The following is a 17,228-nucleotide window of genomic DNA, read 5'->3' as shown; positions in this document are numbered from 1 at the left end:
TATTTAGATCAATCTTACAGTTTTCCCCTGAAGACTTATTGATTGGTTAGCGTCGTCTTGTTACATAAGACTAACTACATGGTATTTTTGTTACATCTTTTCTTGTTATGAAAATGTTAAAAAATTAAGAACTCTTTAATTAAGGCTTTTTGTAGTTGCCGATTTTCTTTTATTTCTATAAATAATATACCCCACAACCCCTATTAAAACATACGGTATAATCATAAGATATACAATTCCATTATTGATTCCCTTTGCCGCTTCTTGCCCTTCTTCGCTCTCTAAAACTGCTCTACACATTGCACATTGAGCTTCTACCGGGATAGTAAATACCAAAAAAAGAATTAATATGTAAAAGGTTTTTATTCGCATACACAATGTATTCAAACTAAACATAATATGGTGATATCATAAAATATACAATCACTCCTGTAACAGCCACATACAACCAAATCGGAAATGTAATTCTCGCAATTTTTTTATGCCTATCAAATCGTTTTGCCAGTGCTCTTACATAAGTAATCAATACAAAAGGAATAACTACAACAGAGAGAATTATATGCGTAATCAAAATAAAATAATATACGTACCGTATCATCCCTTCTCCTCCGAATCGAGTAGAATCACTAGTCATATGATATGCGATATACATAAGTAAAAATAATACCGAACATAAAATAGCTGTTTTCATGAGTTTCTCATGCAATGCAATATTCTTATTTTTTATTGCCCATAAAGCGGCTATCAAAATCACTGCAGTTAAGCCATTAATTGTCGCATATATGGGTGGCAAAAAAGTAAGAGGTTGTACATCAACTCCTAGCCTTCTTAGATTAACTCCAAATAATGCCGCTACAGCAAGAGGAATAAAAATCGATAAAATTACAATCCATTTATTGTATTTTTTTTCTACATCTGATTGACTATTGTTACTCATTTTTATTTAATAGTTTCTTTATGTCTTCTAATAAAATCGTTATTTGCTCTTCTTCTCCGTTTTCATCTACTTTTTCCTTTACTCCAATTGTTCCTCTATAGTAAATAATTGGGTTACCCGATGCATCATATCTTGATCTTATATACCCTTCCTGATCAATTAAAGCAAAGTAGCCGTTATGTTCGAACCCACCTGGTACATCGGGATTCTCTGCAGCATAGATATTAAACCCCGCATTGGCTAGCTCATAGATATCTTCTCTATCGCCAGTTAAAAAATGCCAGTCTGGATCTGTAACCTTATAATTTTCTGCATATTTCTTAAGTCTTTTTGGTGTATCAAACTTAGGATTGATGGTAAAAGAAGCTACTCCAAAATTATCATAGTCCCGTAACTTATTTTGCAGATATACTAAGTTTTTATTCATCTTAGGACAAATGGTTGGACAACTGGTAAAGAAAAACTCTACTATATATACTTTACCTTTATAGTCATGATTTGTAATTAAGATACTATCCTGATCTAAGAATGCAAATTCAGGAACTTTTTTTGGCGCTCCGTTAATTTTTATATAACTAAGTTTTTCATTAGCAACAGGATTACTGGCGCTCATCCTATCGTTTTTAACAATCGAAGTACTCTTAATTCTATTTACAATCTTTGGAATAAAAATGATTCCAAAGATTAATATGATAAATGATATCCCGATATATGAATTTTTTTTCATGTGCTTACTCTTTATTTCTCTTTGCGATCTGCTTTATATTTTTTTAAAGCCAGGCGATATTCTGCAAGAATCACTTTTACATCATCACTCATAACATTTGACAAATCAGCAACAGAACTTGCATCATAGCCATACACCATTGATTCGTCTTCTTTCACACTACCATCTCTACCTCTTAGCCCTCCGTTTTTGTCGACTATATACACATACTGTGTCGCTAAATTATCATCTAATTGATGTGGCGTCTTTAAACTCTTAAACAGGGTTTTTATACTTTCTGGTGTCCCAAAAACAAAATTCCACTCAGAAACATCGGTAATATTGTCTAATTCGTCTAACAGTTCTTTTGCAGCATTCTCGCTACCATAAGGTAAAACCATTACAAATTGAAAATCTCGAAATCCATAATTTTTTTTATAAATCTTTTGATTTAGATTGAAGGCATTTCCTTGTTTGTTATGAATATCTTTTCCTAAGAAACCAAGCACGGTAATCTTATTAGGAAAACTAACTTCTTTTTCAGTTAATGGTTCAAAGCTTTTAAGATTTCCTATAGATTCATTTAGTACAGGAAGTTTGGCAAAATTATGTACTCCGGAAGCAAAAAATAAATAAGCTACTAAGGGTAATACGAATAAGACTCCTAAAACAAGAAATTTTTTCATTTGATAAGTAGTTTTATTTTCTACTCAGATATTTATACAATCGATATCGCATACCGTTCATTGTTCGAATTTACCATAATGCATTTTTCTTTTCTAAGAAACTCAAACGACAGAAAGGTATGAAGTTCTGAAATATGCTCAGAATAATTGTGCAAAAATAAAAAAAGACGGCTTAACAAACCGTCTTTTTACAATGCTTTTAACTTATATATTTATAGGATTAAAAATCCCAGCTTACATATCCGTTTTTGAAGACTTCAAATACATAGTCTCCTTCGGTAAGCAATATAAATACCAAATAGCAAATTAAGAAAACTCCGGTCCAAACCACTGATCTTCTTAAACCTTTGGTTTCACCTTCCATATGCATAAATGCCCAGGTGATATAATATGCTTTATAAATTGTGAGAATGATAAAAATCCAGTTTAATAGTTTCATACTAATTAAAGTAGTTTCTACTAAAAATGCTGGTTTTATAATCCCTAGTATTACTTCTACTATCGTAACCACAGATAATAGGATAAATACTTTCCAGATTCTTCCTGTATTTGATTCGTGATGTGCTGTATCGTGTGCCATGCTGTATAACTACTAAATTTTTATTAAACCAGGTAAAAGAATGTAAATACAAATACCCATACCAAATCTACAAAGTGCCAGTATAAACCAACCTTCTCTACCATTTCATAATTCTTTCTTCTTTCATAGGTACCAAGAATTACATTAATAAAGATGATGATATTAATAACTACTCCAGAAAATACGTGAAAACCGTGAAAACCTGTAATAAAGAAGAAGAAGTTAGCAAATAACGGAGTACCATATTCATTATGCGTAAGATTTGCTCCTTCTACGATACCAATAGCATCTGCTTGCATTCTTTTTAAGGATTCTGTTCTTGATAAGATTGTTTTTTGCCCTTTTTCTGTTAAGGTTTGAGTTCTTATCAAAAGATCTTTTCTTTTTTCAAAACCATTTCTTATTTCTTCGATAGTATACGTAGGAAGAGTTGCTTCTTTTTTGAACCAAATTCCATTTTTTCGCTCATGCTGAGCTCTATCTTTATGTGTATCGACAATTGCAATATCTTTTAAACCTACTCTATGTCCTTCTCCATCTACAAACTGTAAAATCTGTCCTCCTTTGGTTTCTACTGCACCGTATTCTCCTTTTATAAAGTTTTTCCACTCCCAGGCTTGTGATCCAACAAATATTGCTCCACCAATTATAGTTAAGAACATATAAAAAATCACTTTTTTCTGCTGCATACGATGTCCTGCGTCTACGGCTAATACCATAGTTACAGAAGAAAAAATAAGAATAAAAGTCATTAAAGCCACATAATACATCGGAGCATCTACTCCATGCAAGAATGGAAAGTGGTTAAACACTTCATCAGCTATTGGCCATGAATCTATAAACTTAAATCTCGAAAAACCATACGAGGCAAGAAAACCTGAAAATGTAAGTGCATCCGAAAGGATAAAAAACCACATCATCATCTTACCATAACTTACCTTGAGTGGTTGATTACCACCTCCCCAGATTTTATCTTCAGTACCTGTTTTAGTAACAGTTGTTTCCATATAAAGAATTTGGTATTGTTAAATTTTCCACAAAAATAATCAATTTTATCATTTCACCTCCTCAAATTTATTTTTTAATTCTCGCAGATGCTTTTCTTTAAAACAATCTCCTATACAGTATCAAATCAATGATATAAGATCATTTCACGAAATACAAAAATAAAAAGAGATAAACCCACAGAAAATCAACAAAATGCCAATACATTGCACCTAGTTCTAATCCAAGAGTTTGACCTGTTTTATATTTTTGTTTAAAATGATTATAAATTACAACTAAAAGCACTAAAATCCCTCCGATAATATGTGCCAGGTGTGTTACTACAATTATAAACATAAATGTAGTAACGATATTAGATGTCGGACCTGTAAAATGATATCCTTGCCTAATAATATCGCTAAACCCTTCAAACTGCAAGAATATAAATATAATTCCTAATGCAAGTGTAGAGAGTAGTAATAATGTAGCCAGGCCTCTATTATCCTTCTCTATCGCTTTTTTCACAAAGTAGAATGTAACACTACTTGCTACTATTATTAATATACTATATATAAATGCATTTGGAAAAACAAGATCTATCCCCCAGTCTTTCCTGCTTTTACTCACAACATAAGCACTGGTAAGCCCTGCAAATACCATAGCCATACTAATCATAGCAAACCACATCATGGTTTTTTTGGACCTATTAACCTTTTCTTGTGTTGTTCCTTGTGTTAAATCCATATTCTAACAAATTTATCTACTACATAAATGACTTGTAACAATGTAATATACAAAACACTCATTAGCATTAATTGTTTTGCTGTCTTAGCATCTCTAACCTTATATAATCGGATTGCAGATCTAATCAAAATTATTCCTAAAAGTAGAATAATTACTCCTGATACCGGTGTAAGATAAAGTTTACCAGTAACTCCAAAAACAGGTATTAAAGAGGTTACCACGGTCCATACGGTATAAATAATAACTTGCACTGCTGTACCTTGATCTCTTTTACCAGTAGGAAGCATAAAGAATCCTCCTTTTTTATAGTCATCAAACAAAAACCATCCGATTGCCCAAAAATGAGGAAATTGCCAAAAGAATTGCACCATAAATAATGTTCCTGGCTCTATCCCAAAATTATTCGTCGCCGCTACCCAACCTAACATAAAAGGAATAGCACCTGGAATAGCACCTACAAAAACAGATAATGGTGTCTTTGTTTTTAAAGGTGTATATAAGCTTACATATATAAATATAGATATCGCACCAAACATTGCTGTCTGAGGATTAATCGTATACAATACAGATATTCCTGCAATTGTAAAAAGTGTAGCAATCGCAAAAGCTGTATTAACAGACATTCTTCCTGACGGAATCGGTCTATTCTTAGTACGATCCATCAACTTATCTAAATCTCTTTCTATAATCTGATTATACGCATTTGAGGCTCCTACCATAAAATATCCTCCTATAGCTAGAAGAACCAAGGTACTCCATGAAACTGTTTCTACACCTAATAAATATCCTGCCACAGACGAAAAAACCACACTTAATGCCAGACGCATTTTTGTAATTTCTTTAAAATCCTGAACAACAGAGATTTTTATAGTATCCGTTTGGGTCACGCTCAAATCTTGCACGTTTTCTAAATAGCTTTTTTTAAAGTGGTGCAAAGATATATCTTAAAAGCATTTTAGACAACTTATAACTACTTATAATTCACCTTTTAACAAACTTCCTGTCACAATAAATAAATAGCTACAGGAGCTGGTCAAAATTTCTTCTCACCGAACATTTTGATAATCACCCCAATAGCCAGGAGTAATTTTTGTACTTTATTCACGACAAACCACTACAAAAACTACATAAAATCATCTCTAATGAAAAAATTACTGATTCTTGCAGTGTCTACACTTTTTTTTGTGGCTAATGCACAAGATAAAGAAGTTAAAATCACTATAGACTCTTTGTCTGATCATATTTATATGCTAACTGGTCAAGGAGGAAACATTGGTGTTTTCAAAAACGAAAAAGGATTGTTTATCATAGATGACCAATTTGCAAGATTATCTGATAAAATTCTTACCAATCTAAAAACAATAAGTAATAAACCCGTTACCATGGTGATCAATACACATTATCATGGGGATCATACTGGCGGAAATGAAAATATGGCGAGTCAAGGTGCTACCATCTTTGCTCAAAAAAATGTAAGATCCCGAATGGAGAAAGGACAACAGAAAAAAGGGCACATTATCCCTTCGTCCTTACCCGTAATCACATTTAACGAAGGCTTACAATTGTATTTTAAAGATGAAAACGTGAAGGCATTTCATGTACATAATGCTCATACCGACGGAGATGCTCTTATCTACTTTGTAAATGGAAATGTATTACACATGGGAGATACTTTTTTTAATGGACGGTATCCTTATATAGATTTAAAATCTGGTGGAAGTATTAAAGGATATATAAAAGCATCAGAAAAAGCATTACTTATCGCAAATGATGATACTAAAATCATTCCCGGACACGGAAAACTGGCAACAACAAAAGATCTGGCAATGTTTTTGAAAATGCTAAAAGAAATCACAAATGGTATTCAAAAAGAAATTGAAGCCGGAAAATCTGAAGAAGATATCACAAAAAACACTTCGCTTACGGCAACCTATGATGCAAAAGGATATGGAGATGGATTTATTAATTCAGAACGTATGCGAAAAACAATTTACACCAGTCTCACAAAATAAAAAGAATCGATTAAAAAAGCCTGCTGATAATACCAGCAGGCTTTTATTTTTAATTCTGTATTTTAAACACAATTGGCAACTGATACTTTACAGTTACAGCTCTACCTCGTTGTTTACCGGGAGTCATCTGCGGGAACAAGTTAATCACTCTTTGTGCTTCTTTTTTTAATTTTGGATGCGCTGCTCTAACCTGGATATTTTTAATCATTCCATCGGCATCAACATCAAACTGAGTATAGATTCTTTGTACTCCTGTTAAACCATACTTTTCTCCTAATCCTGTATTAAATTTTCTGGAAACGATTTTTCTGATTTTTTCAGAAAAACAAGCTGCCTTTTCTTTATTAGTTCCTAATGTTTCACAACCAGGAAAAACAGGAACCGACTCTACTTTTACAAAATCAAAAAAAGGTGGATCTTCATCAACAGGATCCGCATCAATAATAGAACTAGGATCAATTGGTGTAGATTCGATAGGTTCATTTTTAAACACCTTGTCTAGATCAGTTATTTTTGTATCATCATCAATAACTTTAAATTGCTCTGGGATCACTACAGGTTTTGTATACTTTCTGGCAACTTCTTTTGGTTTGGGTTCTTCATAAATTTTGTAAACTCCATCCCATTCTACATCAGGCTCTTCAATTGTAAGATCAATATTACTATCATTAACTATTGGTGTAGCAGTATATACCTCAAACATTACATAGGTAAATAAAAGACTTGCTATAAGTCCAATCTGAAAATTCACCAATGTACTTTTTCGTACATTAGCATCGTGCTTGTTACTCATAATATTTAGTTTTAACGTTACAATTAATCTAAATCAACAAGCATACCAAAAAAAAGAATCCCGTCTACGTAATGTAAACGGGATTCGAATATTTTACAAAGGTATTTCCTTTTTAGTCTTGTACCTGGAAAACTATTGGTAAAGAATACAGTACACCTACTGCTTTTCCTCTTTGTTTTCCTGGAGTCATTTTAGGTAATAGCTTAACTACTCTTTGTGCTTCTTTTTGTAATCTTGGGTGCGGAGCTCTTGCCTGAACACCAACAATATTACCACTTCTATCAATCTTAAACCTTACATAGATTCTATTAACACCTGTAAGACCTAATTCACTTCCTATTTCTGTATTAAATTTACGGTTAACAAACTTCTTAACCTTATCACTCATACATTTCTTCTTAGCTGCATTGTTTCCTGCATTCTCGCAACCAGGGAAGATTGGCACATTCTCGATAACTGCAAATGGTACATCAGCAATTACTTCTTCTTCATCTGTATCTTCGATTTCTTCAACCTCTACAATCTCTTCTTCCTGATTTGTCTCAGTAGATTCGATAATAGTTTCCTCTACTTCTTCTTCATCCTCTACTACATCAATAATTTCTGGTGCAGGTGGTGGTGGAGGTGGAGGTGGAGGCGTATTCAAGTTCTGTGTAATTGGCACATCTTCTTCTTCCAATTCATCAAGATTAACCTGACCTATATCTATATTAGTTCTATCATAGGTTTTCCATTCTATTCCTTGCCATGTTATAAAAAGAACTAAAATAAGTCCTAATTGAAGGAATAAGATGCTTTTCTTAGTTAAATCTGCTTTTGGATTTTTCTTTGGTTCCATATTATATAATCGTTATAGGATTGCTAAAATAGCTAATTTCTTTTGTAATTTCCAACTAAAGATTAAAATGTAAAACAAAAAACAAGTTTTTTAACTTTTATGTTATCTACTTTTCAGTAAAAACAAGACTGTATCTACCTGACTTCCTGCTTATTTTGTTTAAATCTTACTATTCTACTTTTAAACACTACAAAAACAAGTACTGCAAAAATTGTACCACTCGTATTTGCAACTACATCATACCAATCAGAACTACGATATGTTGTTAAAACTGCTTGTAATACTTCCATCAAGACACCATAAAGGATGCATATCATCGAAGTAATAATTAAACTCTGTTTTAAGCTTTTATTCATTTTTTCTGAAAAAAAGAAAAACAAAGTCCATGCTATAGTCAAAGTAAAGTACGCAATAAAATGACCTATTTTATCACTTCCTTCTATCGTAAATGTAACCGGGTTTATAAATTTTGCCAGTGACGCCCACGTCACCATAGCGGTTAATACTACAACCAGAGTAAGAAGGATGTTATGCCCCAACAACCTCTTTATATTCATCTGCAGATAGTAATAGATCGTCAACTTGCGAAACATCAGATATTTTAACTTTTACCATCCAACCAGCACCATAAGGATCGCTATTTACTAATTCTGGCTCATCCTCTAAAGCTTCATTAAATTCGATAATTTCACCTGCTAATGGTAAAAATAGATCCGATACTGTTTTTACTGCTTCTACCGTACCAAAAACTTCTTGTTCTTCTAATTCATCACCAACCGTTTCTACTTCTACATAAACAATATCACCTAATTCACTTTGTGCAAAATCAGTAATCCCAATAGTTGCAATATCGCCTTCAATTTTGATCCATTCGTGATCTTTGGTATATTTTAAATCTCCAGGAGTATTCATTTCAAAAAAATTTATATGTTGTTAATATTATGATGACGAAAATAAATCTATTTTATTAAATTTTGAGAAAACCGGATAAAAAATTATGAAAAAACAACATTACACTGCCTTAAACAATAGGTAATTGCAAAATCTTAATTCCCAAAATTATATCTTAATGTAAACCCACCCCTAATTGTAGTCTGAGGAAATGCAGTAGAAATAGAATACTTAGAAAAGGTATGATCATAAAATAATAACGCTGTTAAGTTCTTACTTAATGAATAATCTGTGGTGAACTTTATTCCATAAATATCTTGTCCCGCGGTTACTTGAGTGTTATCCAGATCAAGATATCTAATCAGCGTTTCATTTTGACGTAGCGATAAATCAGCTCTTAGATTAAGGTCACTTTTTATCACTTTTTTTCTTCCAGATATTTTAGTTACAAACGTAAGGTCTTTTAATCTATACCCTAATCCAATGATATACTCATTTCCTTGAATTTCGGTAAGTAGATTATTATCAAAACTTAATGATAATGCTCTATCTTTTTTCCATTCTGCAAGGATTTTGATCGAGTTTTTCATTTCCATATCTAATCTAACAAGCGGACTAAACTGCTCGGTTAAATTAACATTAGAATACAACTCTGGATTTCGGTAGTTATTTGCTTCATCAAATTCACTCTTACCAAATTCAAGGTTGGTTTGAAATTGATTAATAGTATAATTAGCTCGATACCCATGTGCTACAGAAAATCTCTTAAAACGTTTCTTAAACCATTTTAAATTCATCAAACCTGTATACTTAATATCCCAGTTAGGTAATGGAATATCTCTAAAAGCTCCTTTTTTAACTTTTTCTGGGTTTCCACCGGTATAAGCTGCTAAGAACGCAGGTAATAATACCGCTTGATTCGTTCTTCCATAACCATCGGGGAAACCATCTCCGTCACTATCTACATTTGGATTATTTCCTCTCTCTATTGCTAATCGCCTGGCAATAATCAATCTGTTTTCTCTAAATTTATCAAACGCCTCTGATGAAAACTCATCACTCTTCTTAAATGCAGTCTTAACCAGTACCGTTGAAATTGTAAAATTGCCAAAGGTATTCCCGGTAAGTGACTCATATGGATCATCGGTAAAAATACTACCATCAGAATTTGTATTCACCCGATAGTTTTCGGTATAGGTTTGAGAAGAGTTTCTATTGGCACTAATATCAATCTTAAGCCCTTTTAACAATCCTAGGGAAGCCTGTATATTAAGCTGTTTCCCTTCTACTTCTTGATATTGTTGATTAAATTCTTGATATAATGTAAGCCACCCGTTACGTGCAGCGAGATCTCGAATATCAGATTGGCTACCAAAAGTAAATCCAACTGTTGGTTTAAGTGTTCCTACAAAACCAGGTTCTCTGGTATATCCAGGAAGGAAAATACCATCATCTTGTTGATAATTTATATTTACCTTTTTCACAGCAGTAACTAACCCAATAAGCGTATTATATGCTTTATCACCAACACTTAACTTACTTTTACCTCTTTTAGCTTTACTTTTTTGTGGGCTCCCAGGCACTCGAGCTCTTTCTTTTTCATCCTTCGAATCTTTATTCTTCTTTTTTGCACTTTTTCTCCCAGGTTTTACTTTGGTTAATCCTGCATACTTGTACAATGTATTCATATCTAATGAACCATTTAACGTATGTACACTAGCATTCTGAACCGTATTTCCTAAATCTGGAATACCTTCTAAAGTCTTTAAAGCCTCACTTCCTTTTACCCATTGGAAATCTGCATTATACGCATATGTTGCACGTATAAATTTTAACACTGGTATTTTCTTAAAAGGAACTTCATAATTAACCTGAAGCTGTTGGCTATGTGTATTGGGATCTCCTATATCAAAAAAGCCACTCCATACATCTATGGTATTATCAACTTCGTTATTTTCATCAATAAAGTTTTTAACAATACGATTATTAGCAGAAGTGAAATTAAAATTTAAAGACTTAGTCAAATTATAGTTAACTCCGTATTGCCAATCAAAGAGAAAATTACGCTGATATAGTATTGGCTTAATAGCTCCTTGAGGTAAAGTAATATCTCTAAAAACCTGCTCATTATATTGCCTGGTGATATTAGAGTTTATCGAGATACTCGTAGGAAGCAGGTTTACATTAAAATCTTTGATGAGATCAAAATATTTACTCTTGCCTAAGAACTTAACTTTCTTAAAAGGTTCTACTTCTTTTGGCTGAAAACTAAAATCATAGGTTCCTCCTAGTTTTACATTTTGATCTAATGATTTTTCTATCTCAAAATCCCGATGATCTGTTTGGTTATACGTTCCCGAGAATGCAAAATTTTCTACATCATAAGGCATAGGTTTACCATCTCCTGTTCTCTCTTTACGTAATCCAATAACATTAAAACTTTGCCTTTTGGTATAATTAGTATTAACATTTAGAATAGAATCTTTTTTCTGTTGTGATGGTGTATTATCCAAAATATCTTTGAGCTCCAAATCCTCATAAAATCTATCAAACTGAGGAGTAACTATTTCCTCTCCACGGCTATAATTAAATGGTATTTGCATTCCCCATTTTTTAGGCAACAATTGTCCCAAATTAACATTAGTAGTTAGATCATATTGCTTAACATCTTCTCTACTTCGTTCATTAGGTCCTTGTTCAATCCCTCCAAATCCGATGGTACTAATTCTTCCTGATGCACTAACATTTGCAAAATCTGCAATATTCGCATCCAGACTACCTACAGCAGCCCAACCACCTCTGTTTTTAAGATCGCTTAAGCGCATTTCATTAAACCAAACTGTTCCTGATTGATCACTACCACTATCATTTTTGACCCCTACCATCATCACTCGTACATCTCCAAAATTAGGATTACCCTTAATCCCTACTCTAAGGTTATTAGGACCTGTAAAGAAATTAAGATCATTCGCGTTAAGAGTTTCATTCCCTAATACATTAGATTTTATTTGCTGAAGAAATTCTAAAGGAAGGCTTAATCGGTTATTTTCTGGCCATGCGCCATTCTGACTACCATCATTACGATCAGAAACGGTTAAGGGCAATTCTATCTGATAGAAATTATTGGTAAAATCATTACCCATTCTTATAAAAGCTTTTAGGTCTCCATCCTGAATTGGGATTGCAGGTTCAGGAAGCGATTCTGCGTGCAAAAACATTTCAAGATTTTCATACTGACGCATATCAACATTGAAATTCTTATACACCCCACGGGCATCACCAGATTGTAGATTATTTACCGTAAGTGCCAATGATCGCTCATCATCTCTTATAATATTATTATTGTTATTTAACTGCTCTCTTACAACACCTGGTGGTGTCACATAATTTGCAGTTTCCTCTGCACTTACCGAGGTCACAATTACATCACTATTACCTGTTACATTAAGACCGTTTGTTGGATCATTTGTAGTATTACCTTCTACAACATATCTTCTATAATCACCTCTTACCAAATCAAGACTACCAAATCGTAACAATGTAGGTTCAGCAAAACCAGTAAGATACATCCTCATAAATCGAATCGATCTAAAATCACTAATATTTATAGCTCTATCCGGGTTATATATAGGAATCTTAAAACGTACCCATTTTGTATTTATTTGACCTCCCTGCACCGTAACAGGAATATCTCTAACATCAGATATGTAACCTGTACCATTATCATTACCTACTCCCATTCCTCTAAAAATCGGAATCTCATACTCGTAATAACTATTAATAGTATTCATGGTATTATCCCTATTTACATCTTCTGCAGTAGGGAACGTAGTATTTCCTCGATCATCATTAGACACATTAGTCGGTGAGTTACCTTCTGTACCATTATACTTATCATATCGTTCCAAGATGCTTCCACCTGCCTGAAGGAAATAGGTATAATTATCTCCCGAAGGGTCATCTAAGGATTGGAACGCAGCATATTCTGGCTTTAGTTTTTCATCCTGATCTCCCAAACCGTCAAATCCAGCATCCTGATCCACTCTATCCGAACCATCAGAATCAAAAGCATAGATCAAGGATTGATTTACAGGAACTCGCCCATACTCTGTATCTATTGTACTACCAACGCCTCCTTTAGGTAATCCGTTTTCATATTGTTTTCTACCATCTTTAAGCACATCTTCACTAATGTTACCTAAATTAAATACGATGGTACCTCCTGGGTTACTTACATCATCATATTCAAAAGGATCCATTAGCCAAAATTCAATAAACTCTACATTAGCTTGCTCAAAATTAGTAGATGTTAATTGCCTGGTAATTCCTCCAAAATTATTTCTTGCATCGGGTTGCGGTAACGAACTTCCCGGTGCATATGCTGGATTAAAATTATATTGTCCTCTTTGCCCTGGTCTGTAATTAAGATCCAGCGTAAACAATGCCAAGGTTTGCCCTTGCGCTATATCGGTCTGTGGGAAAATTTCATTAATAAATACTCTTCTGGTAGCATTAGTAGCCAAATCTTGTTCAGACACTCCACTTGGTCTTCCGTTACTATAAAAGATAGGATCAATAGAATACCACGACAATTTTGCTCTTTGATATCCTGATTCTATCCCATCAACAACAACATCACTATTAGGGTTACTAGGATCGCCAAAACCAATAGGTACACTAGAAAGCTCCCATGACAATGGCGAACTTACATCTATTCTGGTTTGTGCCCCTTCAAAATCATCTATATATGTAGTTACTTTTCCATCAAAATTAGCTCCTCTTGGCGCTCCTGCAATCAGGTAAGCCCCTTCTGCTCTAACCGAAACATTAGAAGGTACATCTGTATCGATATTAGGGAGTTTATTCACCATCCTGGTTAAGAAAGGAACTTCTGTAGAATACGCTACATTAAACCCTAGTATTGTATTATTAATAGGCTCAAAATCATAATTAGATTTTTGAGTAATTGGTCTTTCATTAAGGTTTAAATAGGTTCCTCCTATGATAAAGTCGTCGCTAAATTTATGTTCTATATTTAGTCCTGTAAAACGTTTTGTTTGCTGACCAAAAACAGCATTATTTTCGGTAGAAACCTGGATAGGCGTATTAGAAGACAGCAATGCTTCATCAAGAATATTTACTCTTCCCAATTGATAATTCACCGTATAATCTACCCCTTCTTGCAAAGTTCTTCCTCCCGCAGTAACGGTTACAGAACCTTGAGGAACATTAAATGCTCCCAAAGGGATTCCATCCTGACCAGAAGATTTATATTTTCCTTTTAATTGAAAATAATTCTTATCAGCAGATTTCTGTTCTGCTACAACTTTGGTTTGCGTATATAAATCACGAAAAACATATTTTGCCTGATTGGGATTATATGAATTAGGATTGGTATAATCTGCCCCAACGGGTCCGTTATCAAGTTTATCAAACAGGTGTTCTCCAAAGGGTTCTATAGTAGTAAAAATAATGCGCCCATTTTGTGAATCAATAGTAATCCCCGGCACATAATCAAAAAACCCATCTCCTCCTTGTACCGGATCATTATTAGGATTAAGGCGATCCAGATTAAAAACTTTAAGCAATGTGGTCTGCTCTACATCATCTGGCAGCGCAACCGATGACCCTTCTGCTGCTGTAATATAATTTACTGGAGAAGGATTTGAATATAAAATATTTAATCTAAAATCATTTTGTTCTAATCTAAATGCTCCTGTGCTATAGATGTTCTTCATCATCAGATCCCATATTGGCAATGTCACATTAACAATCGGGCTTTTAAGCATTTTAACTACTAAACTTTGACTTGAACCTGCATCTACAGCTCCTCCTGTATTATCACCTATGGTTGCATCAACTCCATCATTTGCAAATTCACCAACCTGAAAAACTTCTCCATTCCTGGTATATTGATATGCAACTGCCAAAACCTCATCATTATTCAACTTTTGATTTAAAGAGATATATCCTAATTGAGTATTTAACGTATACTCGCTTTGGTTTAATTTTCTTGCATTTTCTAAAATTGCGTAATCAAATCCTTCATTAAAATTAGCTATTGCACCAACAAATCCTTGTTGTACAGTAGGCACTTGCCGAACCGCTTCGGTAACAGGTCCCGCAGGGCCGATAGCTGCTGGATCCAGATCGTTATTACTATTATCAGGAAAAGCTCCTGCACCCGTATTAAACAAAGAAACAGGTATTGTAAAATTACCTGCATCTGGTGCTTCTCCTATATCCTGAAGTGCTACAATATTACGTGCATTAGTCAAGGTTTGTGCACTTGTTGCTCTATTGGTTACCCATACTTCGATCCTGGTTATCTGTATATTATTATTAATAAAAGGATAACTTGCCAAAGAAGTATTGTATGTATCTCTAAAATAATGTGATAAAAAGAAATGTCGATTTTCGTCATAATCTAATGCAAAAAGCTCAAAATCTTCTACAGTCCCTCCTCCTTCAACATTTACAGACCTTGTTTCAGAGCGTTGTTCAGAATATACTCCTGTAATAGTGGTTCGCCCAAATTGCAGTCCCATTTTAACTCCAAAAAGACTTTGTGCCCCCTGGATTAATGTACTGTTAAGCGGCATACTTACATTACCTACCTCAATACTTTGGATAATATCATCTTCAGTAGGCGTATATTCTAATTTAAGTTGATTCTGAAAATCGAAAGTAGATTCTGTATCATAATTAGCTGTTACTTGCAACCTGGTTCCTATTTTACCAAGCAAACTTAAACTGATTCTTTGATCAAAGTCGAACGTAAAATTACTTCGGTTACGAGGTGAAAAAGCAGGATTATCTTGTTTTGTATAAAGTAGCCCTAAATCTATTTCTACAGATCCCTGCGGAATAATTTCAATTTCATTTCCTCCAAAAATAGATTCGAAAAAATTAGAATTAACATAAAAAATAGGAAGTAAATTCTTTCTTTTCTCTTCACTACCATCTTTTTTACCACTAAAAGCTTCAATTTTTTCTTTAAAATAAGCTCTTCGTTGTTCTTGTTCTACTAATGCTTCGTATTCTGATGGTGTTAAAAAAATAGGATATCTCACATTAAAATCCCCAAGTTTCTCCCGATAGATATATCGATTCGTAATCGGATCATATTCATACTTGGCTACAATACTATTTGGATCTGGTAAAGATAATGCTCCTAAAGAAAATGTAGTACTTGTAGAATCCCGAACAGTTTGATTGTCCTGACCCTGTAACACCCCACTATAAAGTGCTATCAAACATACTAATATCCTAAAAAAATCAACGCGTAAGTAATTCGAAAAACTCAATGTTTTATAAATTTTTTAGTGCCTGTTTAATAATATTTTCAACTGTTTCTTTGGGGCTTTGTTTTAGAACTTTATCAATAGCTTTTTCTGCAATTTTTCGATTAAATCCTAGGGTTTCTAAAGCAGATAACGCTTCTTCTTTATTAGTATTGCTTTGTGACACTGAAACTTCGTCGATATTATATACTTTGAGTATTTTATCTTTGAGATCTATAATAACACGTTGGGCAGTTTTGGCTCCGATTCCCTTAATAGATTGAATTGTAGCTACGTCATTAGAAGCTATTGCTTCTTTAATTTGATCAGGGTGTAAGGACGACAACATGGTTCTGGCTGTACTTGCTCCTATTCCCGAAACCGAGATTAAAAGCCTGAAAATTTCTCTTTCTGATTTTTCTACAAAACCAAATAAGGTATGAGAATCTTCTTTTACCTGCAGATGTGTATATAATTGTAGCACTTCTCCCTCGGGAATCAAAGAAAAAGTATGTAATGAGATATGTAATAAATATCCTACTCCGCCACAATCTATTACTACATCAGTAGGATTTTTTTCAACAAGCCTCCCCTTGATATGTGTGATCATTTGTTAAGTTAATGTACTCTTTTTGAATTTTAATACTGCAAAATAAATCCTGACCTTCATCAGGGGTTAGTTTTTACTCTTATCTTTTTTTAGTGATATCGTTAATACCACTAAAAAAGTTCTTCATCAGAGCATAAAATCATAATTATTTTTGCTTGAATATT

General features: G+C 33.5%; 15 protein-coding genes. 1 reads left to right on the top strand and 14 read right to left on the bottom strand.

Annotated elements, in window-relative coordinates; all coding sequences use genetic code 11:
• Positions 1 to 135 precede the first annotated feature (135 nt).
• The 8 genes from ATO12_RS07290 to cyoE all read right to left on the bottom strand — a co-directional run bounded on the left by ATO12_RS07290 (position 136) and on the right by cyoE (position 5,530).
• Positions 136 to 372, bottom strand: coding sequence for a hypothetical protein (locus tag ATO12_RS07290; protein ID WP_034241328.1), 237 nt, complete (start codon positions 370 to 372; stop codon positions 136 to 138).
• A gap of 16 nt (positions 373 to 388) precedes the next feature.
• Positions 389 to 937 (bottom strand): DUF420 domain-containing protein, encoded by a 549-nt coding sequence (locus ATO12_RS07285; protein WP_034240797.1) that lies wholly within the window; start codon positions 935 to 937, stop codon positions 389 to 391.
• Positions 930 to 1,664, bottom strand: coding sequence for an SCO family protein (locus tag ATO12_RS07280; protein ID WP_034240794.1), 735 nt, complete (start codon positions 1,662 to 1,664; stop codon positions 930 to 932). Before ATO12_RS07280 ends, ATO12_RS07285 begins: the two co-directional genes overlap by 8 nt.
• Positions 1,665 to 1,675: 11 nt before the next feature.
• The gene (locus tag ATO12_RS07275; protein WP_034240791.1) at positions 1,676 to 2,329 is read right to left on the bottom strand and encodes a hypothetical protein; all 654 of its coding nucleotides are present in this window, start codon (positions 2,327 to 2,329) and stop codon (positions 1,676 to 1,678) included.
• A 220-nt stretch (positions 2,330 to 2,549) separates the two neighbouring features.
• Entirely contained in the window at positions 2,550 to 2,909 is a 360-nt protein-coding gene (locus ATO12_RS07270; RefSeq protein ID WP_034240785.1) for a cytochrome C oxidase subunit IV family protein, read from the bottom strand.
• A gap of 23 nt (positions 2,910 to 2,932) precedes the next feature.
• Complete coding sequence (locus tag ATO12_RS07265; RefSeq protein WP_034240782.1) at positions 2,933 to 3,916, bottom strand: cytochrome c oxidase subunit 3; 984 nt, start codon at positions 3,914 to 3,916, stop codon at positions 2,933 to 2,935.
• 139 nt (positions 3,917 to 4,055) lie between these two features.
• The gene (locus ATO12_RS07260; RefSeq protein WP_034240780.1) at positions 4,056 to 4,637 is read right to left on the bottom strand and encodes a cytochrome c oxidase subunit 3; all 582 of its coding nucleotides are present in this window, start codon (positions 4,635 to 4,637) and stop codon (positions 4,056 to 4,058) included.
• Entirely contained in the window at positions 4,628 to 5,530 is a 903-nt protein-coding gene (gene cyoE / locus ATO12_RS07255; protein ID WP_034241327.1) for a heme o synthase, read from the bottom strand. Before cyoE ends, ATO12_RS07260 begins: the two co-directional genes overlap by 10 nt.
• Positions 5,531 to 5,779: 249 nt before the next feature.
• On the opposite strand from cyoE, the gene ATO12_RS07250 reads away from it, so the two are divergent.
• A complete protein-coding gene (locus tag ATO12_RS07250; RefSeq protein ID WP_034240778.1) occupies positions 5,780 to 6,649 on the top strand; it encodes an MBL fold metallo-hydrolase in 870 nt (289 codons plus the stop codon).
• 49 nt (positions 6,650 to 6,698) lie between these two features.
• Here the strand turns inward: ATO12_RS07250 and ATO12_RS07245 are convergent, their stop codons facing one another.
• The 6 genes from ATO12_RS07245 to ruvA form a co-directional block, all read right to left on the bottom strand.
• A complete protein-coding gene (locus tag ATO12_RS07245; protein ID WP_034240775.1) occupies positions 6,699 to 7,442 on the bottom strand; it encodes an energy transducer TonB in 744 nt (247 codons plus the stop codon).
• Between the two features lie 112 nt (positions 7,443 to 7,554).
• Positions 7,555 to 8,280: an energy transducer TonB gene (locus ATO12_RS07240; protein ID WP_034240772.1), complete on the bottom strand. Its 726-nt coding sequence runs from the start codon at positions 8,278 to 8,280 to the stop codon at positions 7,555 to 7,557.
• 134 nt (positions 8,281 to 8,414) lie between these two features.
• Positions 8,415 to 8,837: a VanZ family protein gene (locus tag ATO12_RS07235; protein ID WP_051575668.1), complete on the bottom strand. Its 423-nt coding sequence runs from the start codon at positions 8,835 to 8,837 to the stop codon at positions 8,415 to 8,417.
• Positions 8,809 to 9,192, bottom strand: coding sequence for a glycine cleavage system protein GcvH (gcvH, locus tag ATO12_RS07230; protein ID WP_034240769.1), 384 nt, complete (start codon positions 9,190 to 9,192; stop codon positions 8,809 to 8,811). The genes ATO12_RS07235 and gcvH overlap by 29 nt, the downstream gene beginning before the upstream one ends.
• A 134-nt stretch (positions 9,193 to 9,326) precedes the next feature.
• Positions 9,327 to 16,478, bottom strand: a complete 7,152-nt coding sequence (gene sov, locus ATO12_RS07225; protein WP_449371649.1) for a T9SS outer membrane translocon Sov/SprA — start codon at positions 16,476 to 16,478, stop codon at positions 9,327 to 9,329.
• A gap of 4 nt (positions 16,479 to 16,482) precedes the next feature.
• A complete protein-coding gene (gene ruvA, locus ATO12_RS07220) occupies positions 16,483 to 17,064 on the bottom strand; it encodes a Holliday junction branch migration protein RuvA (protein ID WP_034240763.1) in 582 nt (193 codons plus the stop codon).
• Positions 17,065 to 17,228: the final 164 nt, after the last annotated feature.

The organism is Aquimarina atlantica, assembly GCF_000626715.1.
Lineage (GTDB): Bacteria > Bacteroidota > Bacteroidia > Flavobacteriales > Flavobacteriaceae > Aquimarina > Aquimarina atlantica.
Note: the sequence above shows the minus strand (reverse complement) of the source record. Positions and strands in the feature narration are given on the sequence as shown.